We start from the raw sequence: 7,190 nt of genomic DNA on the forward strand, positions 1-7,190 counted from the left end.
AGACAGCCTGATGCCACGGCAGATGTTTGAATTGCGTTGCCTGGAAAAACCTCAAAATGCTACGAAAATTGCGATCGCAAAACATGGAACAGTTCCGAGCATGTAGCCATCGCATGGCTTTGCTCTTGAGCGCATCGGGCGCGGTCTCCGCCAAAACCGCTTGTCGAAGATACTGTAACAATCCCGATCGGGCGCCGGTCTCGCGAAATCCGGCCTGTTCAACCACCGGTCTGCGATGCAGGAAGAGCGTGGACCTGCGCGGCTATTAGGTTTTGCGGTCAGGCAAAGAAGCACTTTTCGCTGGGACCCTTCATTGGGAACCGTCGGCTCCGATACTGAGGCAACGATTCCCGAACCCGCAGCGCTTCTTTGCCCGCGCCATGCTACGAACGGGCCTCGGCACCAGCCGCGCCGCGAAGCCGTGATTTCAGGATGGCAATCGCGATCAGCCCGATAACGCCCGATGCCGCGATGAAGCCAAAATACATCTCATACACGGCAAGCCCGGTGTAGCGCTCGGCAAAGTAGCCGTTGATCTTGGGCAGGTAGATGTCCGGCGTATAGGCGATCAACGAGATCAGACCGATAGCAAGGCCGGTCACACGCGGCGGGATCTTGCTGCGTTCCAGCGTCGCCCAGTAGAGACCGCGTGTGGCATATGTCATCACCCCGACCAGGAGCACAACAAAGAGCAGGATGAAGCTGCTTGCGGTGGCTGGCAGGAACAGCAGGGCCACAAGCCCCAGAATGCTCAGCGAAATAGAGATCGCCAGCACGTTCTCACGGCCGAACCTGTCACCGAGAAAACCCGCACCCAACCCGCCAATCGGGCGCATCCAGAGCTTTGCCACCGTGATGAAGGCGGCCGCGCTGGCGGTCAGGGTATATTTCTCCTGCAGGAAGGCCGAGAAGGAATAGGTCGCCCAGAACAGCTGATAACCGCTAAGGATGATGATAGCGATCAGCCACAATTCGGGCTCCGATACGAGCAGTTTGAAATCCGACAGCAGATTGCCTTTCGGTTCCGCCTTTCCGGTCGGGGCCTCGCCCTTCTGGCGCAGGAACAACAGGCAGAGGAGGCCAACAGCAAAGCAGTTGTAGACATAGAGCATGATCACCGAAGGCAGGGTCGCGTTGGCGGTCAGACCCTTTACGTCGACATAGTAGCTGAACAGCGCGACGGCCGCGGTCGCCAGAACCGCCTCGACCAGACCGCGCATGCCCTCGAGCCCGCCGAAGAAGCGGCCCTGTTCATCGGACCGTGCGACCAGCCTGACGCCTTTCAGGAGCGCCGCCCAGAAGGTCAGGCCCGAAGAGATACCCCAGCCGAGGAAAATCCAGTAGAGCGCGGATTTGTCGGGGATACCGGCATACCAAAGGCCGAGCGCCCCGGTCAGTGCCATCGAGAAGGTTAGCAGAATCCGTGGCGACACCCGGTCCGCCAGCCAGCCGCTGGGCAGGTAGGTGATCACGAACATGGTTCCCAGCATCGAATAGTAAGTGCCAAGCTCGGAAACGGTGATCTGAAAGGTATCCAGGATCGTCGTTTCGAAGTTCTGACGCAGATAGATTAGCGGATAGATGGAACCCGCCGCCAGCAGCAGTATGAAGAACTGAAAGTAGCGCTGGAAACTGGACAGTCCAGGCTGTGCGTCATCGCGCGATGACACAGAACTGAGTGTAGTCATTTTGGTTGTCTCCTCCCCATCCCGGGGTTACATAAGTGTAGGAAAGGTCTTGTACGTGACCCGCTGAGCCTGCAGTCAGGACTCAGCAAGGATCGAGCGGCGCACCTTGAGTTCCTGGAAGTCCTCAAGGCCGAATACGCCACCCTCGCGGCCGTTACCCGACTGCTTGTAACCGCCGAAGGGCGAGCCGTAGTTCACCGCCTGCCCGTTCACGGTGATGGTTCCCGCGCGCAGGGCGTCGGCGACGCGTTCGGCGCGGGTGGCATCTCCGGTCTGCACATAGGCCGCCAGCCCGAATTCGCTGTCATTGGCGATGGCGATAGCCTCTTCTTCCGTGTCGAAGGGAATGATCACTAGGACCGGGCCGAAGATTTCTTCGCGCGCGATGCGCATCTCGTTGGTCACATCGGCAAAGATCGTGGGCCGGACGTACCAGCCTTCCTCCAGCCCCTCAGGCTTGCCGGGGCCTCCGGCCAGCAGGCGGGCGCCTTCATCCGTTCCAACCCGGATCATCGCCTGAACACGGTCATATTGCATCGCGTCGAAGAGCGGGCCGATGTGATCGCCTTCCACCGCCGGGTTGCCAACCTTCTGGCCGGCGGCGGCGCGGGCCGCGATCTCGAGCACGCGGTCGTAACAGCTGCGTTCCACAAGCATGCGCGTGGGCGCGTTACAGGACTGGCCGGTGTTGTGGAAGCAGCCCCGGACAGAGTTGGTCACGCAGGTCTCCAGATCGGCGTCGGCGAAGACCAGGTTGGGGGACTTGCCGCCCAGTTCCAGCGTGACCCGCTTGACGGTATCGGCTGCGTCCTTGGCGACCAGGATGCCGGCCCGGGTGGAACCGGTAAAGGACATCATCGCAATATCGGGGTGACGTGACAGGGCCGCTCCGACATTGGGGCCGTCCCCGAAGACAAGGTTGAACACGCCTGCGGGATACCCCGCCTCGTGCACGAATTCGGCTAAAAGGGCGGCGGAAAGCGGCGTGTATTCCGACGGCTTCAGCACACAGGTCGACCCGACCGCCAGCGCCGGTACCACTTTTTGCGCAATCTGGTTGATCGGCCAGTTCCAGGGCGTGATCAGCCCGCAAACCCCGATCGGTTCGCGGATCAGCAGATCGGTATTGGGCAGGATCTCGCGTTCGGGCTGGGCTTTCAGCGCCGCGATGAACGCGTGGATATGGTCGATGCCGCAACCGGCCTGAGCTGACCGGGACATGGTGATCGGCGCGCCCATCTCGGTGGTGATTGCCTGTGCCATCTCTTCCAGCCGGTCGGTGAAAATTGCCGCCAGCCGTTCCAGCAGGGCCAGTCGCTCTTCCTTGGAGGTTTTCGAATAGGTTTCGAACGCGCGCTTTCCCGCGCCAACGGCGCGGTCGACATCGGTCTCCGAACCCAGCATCACCTCGCCGATCCGGGAATTGTTCGCCGGGTTGGTAATTGCGAATGAGGTCGCTCCGACCGGATCGACCCAGGCGCCGTCAATGTAGAATTTGTTCAGGGTTTTCATGTCTTTCGCCTTCGGTTCACTGGACAACCGGTTCGGTGACCAGGTTGAGGTGGAGTTCTGTATCGCGATAGGGATGGGCCGCGATGGCGGCGTCGTTCAGTTCGACCCCGAGGCCCGGGGCGGAGGGCGGGATGACGTAACCTTCTTCCCAGGTGATCGGGGTGGTCAGAAAATTCATGAAGGGCCCGTCGAAACGGCCGATGGATTCCAGGATCAGGAAGTTCGGACTGCAGGTGGCGATCTGGATATTCGCCGCCGCCACGACCGGCCCGCAGTAAAGATGCGGCGCGATCTGTGCCTGACGGGTTTCGGCCATCGACGCAATCTTCTTGGCTTCAAGGATGCCGCCGACCCGGCCGAGGTTCATCTGCAGGATCGAGGCCGCGCCGGCCTCGAGCATGCGGGCGAATTCATGCTTGGTCGTCAGCCGCTCGCCCGCCGCCACGGGGATCGAGGTGTAGCGGGCAACTTCCGCCATGTCGGCGGGGTTTTCGGGGGGCAGCGGTTCCTCGAACCAGAGCGGGTCATAGGCTTCAAGCCGACGCACCATACGCTTGGCGCCCGAGACGGTAAACTGGCCATGGGTGCCGAAAAGCAGGTCGGCCCTGGTGCCCACCGCCTCGCGGATGCGTTTGCAGAAGTTCTCGGACAGCTCGAGGTCACTGAGCCGCGGCTGGTGGCCGTCATAGATGCTGTAGGGGCCCGCCGGGTCGAACTTGACCGCGGTGAATCCCTGCGCGACTGCCTTGATTGCGGCTTCGGCCGCTAGGTCGGCATCGTTGTAGACATTGGGCGTGTCCGCGTCGGGATAGACATCGCCCTCGGGCGGATAAAGATAGGTATAGCTGCGCAGCCGCTCGTGCACCTTGCCGCCCAGAAGCTGGTAGACTGGCTGGTCCGCCGCCTTGCCGATGATGTCCCAGCAGGCCATTTCCAGACCGCTGAGAACGCCCATCACGGTCACATCCGGCCGCATGGTGAACCCGGCGCCGTAGGTACGGCGCCACAGCCGTTCGATATGATGCGGGTCCTGCCCGGCGAATTGCCGGTCAAAGACGTCATGCGCCATCGCCGCGCAGAGATCCGGCCCGAATGTGGCGTTATAGATTTCTCCGACGCCGGTGATACCGCATTCCGTGGTCAGGCGCAGAAAGATGAAGTAGCGCCCGCCATGGCGCGGCGGGGGGTTGCCCACCACGAAGGTTTCGAGTTTGTCGAGTTTCATGACCTGCCTCCCAGCAGCATTGAATCTTCCAGTATGAGCTCTGCCGCACGCGCCGCCAGCATCATCACTGGCGCATTGATGTTGCCCGAGGTTATGTTGGGAAAGGCCGAGGCATCGACGACCCTCAGCCCGGCAATGCCATGCACCCGCAACCGTGCGTCCAGAACCGAATCGCGTGCGGTTTCGCCCATGCGGCAGGTGCAGCTGGGGTGAAAAATCGTTCCAGCGCGCTCACGAAAATCCTCCAGCAGCTGCTCGTCGCTCATTCCGACAACATCGGGCACCAGGCGCGTTTCGGTCACAGCGCGGATCGCCGGGGTTTGAGCTAGGCTCTGCAATACCCGCCCGGCTTTGATTGCCACTTCGCAATCTTCGTCAGTTGACAGCGAATTCGGCCGGATTGCCGGAGCCGCAGCGGGATCGGCAGAGGTGATCGCGATCTCGCCCCGGCTGGTCGGTCGGCAGGGTTGGGCGCAAAGCAGAAATCCCGGCTCGGGATCGACGCCGGCATTTCCGGCGGCATCCGTGACATAGGACATAGGGTTGCAGTAGATTTGCAGATCGGCCGACCCGGCCCTGTCGTCCGAGCGCACGAAACCACCGACCTGATTGACCGGCACGCTGAGGGGGCCTTTCCGGGTCAGAAGATACTGCACCCCGGCCAACATCTGTCCGATCCGGTTGCCCAGGCGGTTGTTCAGTGTCGGCCGGTTTGCGCGGTAGTAATATGAGATCCCCAGATGATCCTGGAGCCCCCGGCCCACCTGTGCCAGATCGTGTTTCACCTCGATCCCGTGACGCTTCAGCAGGTCCGACGGTCCGATGCCGGAAAGCTGAAGGAGCTGTGGCGAGTTGACCGCCCCTGCCGCGATGATCACCTCGCCCCCGGCCCGCGTAACAACGGATTTTCCGCCGATGCGGTAGCGAACACCGGTGGCCCGGCCCGCCTCAAGCTCCACCTGCTCCACCAGCGCGCCGGTGATCAGCTTCAGATTGCCGCGTTTCAGCGCGGGCCGCAGGAACGCATCCGCCGAAGACCAGCGGCGGCCGTCGCGCACGGTTGAGCGCAGCTGCATCAACCCCTCGGTCTCTGTACCGTTCAGGTTCCGCGCCACCTGCCAGCCCATCTCTCCTGCGGCTTTCAGGAAGTGCCGGGAAAACGGATGCATCCGCGCACTGACATCGCTGACCCGGAGCGGTCCGTTGCCGGTGGTGCCCGCCGGGGTGCTCAGTGTTTCGAGCGCTTCATAGGTGCGCCGTACGCTTTCGCTGTTCCAGCCCGTGGCGCCCGACTGTTCCCAATCGTCGAAATCGTGCGGCAGGCCGCGCAGATAAGCCATGGCGTTGATCGAGCCCGACCCGCCAACCACCCGGCCACGTGGCCAGTAGGCACTGCGCCCGTTCAGCCCCGGATCGGCCTCGGCAGTGTAGCGCCAGTTTACGCGCGGGTCGTTGAAGGTCTTGCCATAACCCAGCGGCACCTTGATCCAGAAACGGCGGTCGCTGCCACCGGCTTCTATCAGCAGAACCTTGTGGCGCCCTCCGGCTGATAGCTGGTCCGCAAGAACGCAGCCCGCCGATCCGGCGCCCACTATGATGAAATCGAAGTCAGAGTCAGGCATTGGCACGAATCCCGAAAAAGCGTCAGCGCTAAGATCGCCGATGCTTTTGTCAGGGGTTTAGCTATAAATCAAACAATGCTATTTTGACCTGAGGCTAAACTTCAGTTTAAGGAAAGCCATGACCAAACTCCCCCACGTCACTTGGCTCCGTACCTTTGAAGCCGCAGCACGACACAGCAGTTTTACCGCCGCCGCCGAAGAGCTTGGCCTTACGCCCGCCGCCGTAAGCCAGCAGATCCGCCTGCTCGAAAAGCAGCTGGATACCGCCTTGTTTGTCCGGCTGCCCAGAGGTGTCACGCTCACAGACGCAGGAAAGGCCTATGCCCAGCCGATCCGTCGATCCTTTGCCGATATGCAATCCGTGACCAGCGGCTTGTTCCGAAAGGCGCGAATGCCCGCCGTAAGAGTGCGCGCTTCCATCTCTTTCGCCGGGCTGGTCCTGGCGCCGCGTATCACCGAGTTTCACGCGCTGCACCCTGAGATCCCGGTGCAGTTGACCTCGTTCGTATGGGCAGACCGTTTCGGCGACGATCCTTCTGACATCGACATACGCTACGGCACGGGAGACTGGGACGATGGCGCACTGCAACACCTTGGGCACGAGACCGCCATTCCCGTTTGTCATCCGGACTTTGTCGCGTCATTACCGCAGCCGCTGACAATTCAGGCGCTTGCCGCTGGTCCCACGATAGAGATTATGGGATCCGAGGCCGACTGGTCACAATTATCCGACCTGCACGATCTGAAGCTTCAGATGACTGGCCACCTTTTCAAGGTGGATTCCTCTCTTATAGCGCTGCAGTCGGTGATCGCCGGCCTGGGCACTGCCATGGTTCTGGAACGCTTTGCTTTGCATTACCTGGACCGGGGCATTCTGATCGCGCCATTTGAATATCGCCTTCCGGTCCGACTGTCGCATTTCATCGTATGCCGTGAACGATCACTGCTGAAAGAGGAAGTTCGGGTATTTTGCGATTGGCTAACGGCCGTCATGCGGGAAAACTGAACTGATGCGGTGGATGCCCCCACCAACGGCATCTTGTATGCCATAACGGTTTTTAGGAACCAATATTGGAGGGCACATCAATGACGACGAAGATAAGCATGCTGGCGATTGACTTGACGAAAGGTAGTTTTCAGGTC

At 61.1% G+C, this 7,190-nt stretch carries 5 protein-coding genes; 1 reads left to right on the forward strand and 4 read right to left on the reverse strand.

Features of this window, described 5'->3' with window-relative positions:
* Positions 1-383: 383 nt before the first annotated feature.
* The 4 genes from ACR0AM_RS21170 to ACR0AM_RS21185 all read right to left on the reverse strand — a co-directional run bounded on the left by ACR0AM_RS21170 (position 384) and on the right by ACR0AM_RS21185 (position 6,047).
* The gene (locus ACR0AM_RS21170; protein ID WP_480478452.1) at positions 384-1,688 is read right to left on the reverse strand and encodes an MFS transporter; all 1,305 of its coding nucleotides are present in this window, start codon (positions 1,686-1,688) and stop codon (positions 384-386) included.
* 75 nt (positions 1,689-1,763) lie between these two features.
* Entirely contained in the window at positions 1,764-3,200 is a 1,437-nt protein-coding gene (locus ACR0AM_RS21175) for an aldehyde dehydrogenase family protein (protein WP_480623947.1), read from the reverse strand.
* A 16-nt stretch (positions 3,201-3,216) separates the two neighbouring features.
* Positions 3,217-4,425 (reverse strand): mandelate racemase/muconate lactonizing enzyme family protein, encoded by a 1,209-nt coding sequence (locus ACR0AM_RS21180; RefSeq protein WP_480623948.1) that lies wholly within the window; start codon positions 4,423-4,425, stop codon positions 3,217-3,219.
* Positions 4,422-6,047 (reverse strand): GMC family oxidoreductase, encoded by a 1,626-nt coding sequence (locus ACR0AM_RS21185; protein WP_480623949.1) that lies wholly within the window; start codon positions 6,045-6,047, stop codon positions 4,422-4,424. Before ACR0AM_RS21185 ends, ACR0AM_RS21180 begins: the two co-directional genes overlap by 4 nt.
* A 118-nt stretch (positions 6,048-6,165) precedes the next feature.
* Here ACR0AM_RS21185 and ACR0AM_RS21190 point away from each other — a divergent pair, with 118 nt between their 5' ends.
* The gene (locus ACR0AM_RS21190) at positions 6,166-7,053 is read left to right on the forward strand and encodes a LysR family transcriptional regulator (protein WP_480478460.1); all 888 of its coding nucleotides are present in this window, start codon (positions 6,166-6,168) and stop codon (positions 7,051-7,053) included.
* Positions 7,054-7,190 lie beyond the last annotated feature (137 nt).

It is taken from the genome of Ruegeria sp. AD9 (assembly GCF_056542305.1).

What these genes read in the sequence shown, in the direction of transcription:
- ACR0AM_RS21170 (WP_480478452.1), bottom strand. Translation starts at nt 1,688, where the DNA reads ATGACTACACTCAGTTCTGTGTCATCGCGCGATGACGCACAGCCTGGA.
- ACR0AM_RS21185 (WP_480623949.1), bottom strand. Translation starts at nt 6,047, where the DNA reads ATGCCTGACTCTGACTTCGATTTCATCATAGTGGGCGCCGGATCGGCG.
- ACR0AM_RS21180 (WP_480623948.1), bottom strand. Translation starts at nt 4,425, where the DNA reads ATGAAACTCGACAAACTCGAAACCTTCGTGGTGGGCAACCCCCCGCCG.
- ACR0AM_RS21190 (WP_480478460.1), top strand. Translation starts at nt 6,166, where the DNA reads ATGACCAAACTCCCCCACGTCACTTGGCTCCGTACCTTTGAAGCCGCA.
- ACR0AM_RS21175 (WP_480623947.1), bottom strand. Translation starts at nt 3,200, where the DNA reads ATGAAAACCCTGAACAAATTCTACATTGACGGCGCCTGGGTCGATCCG.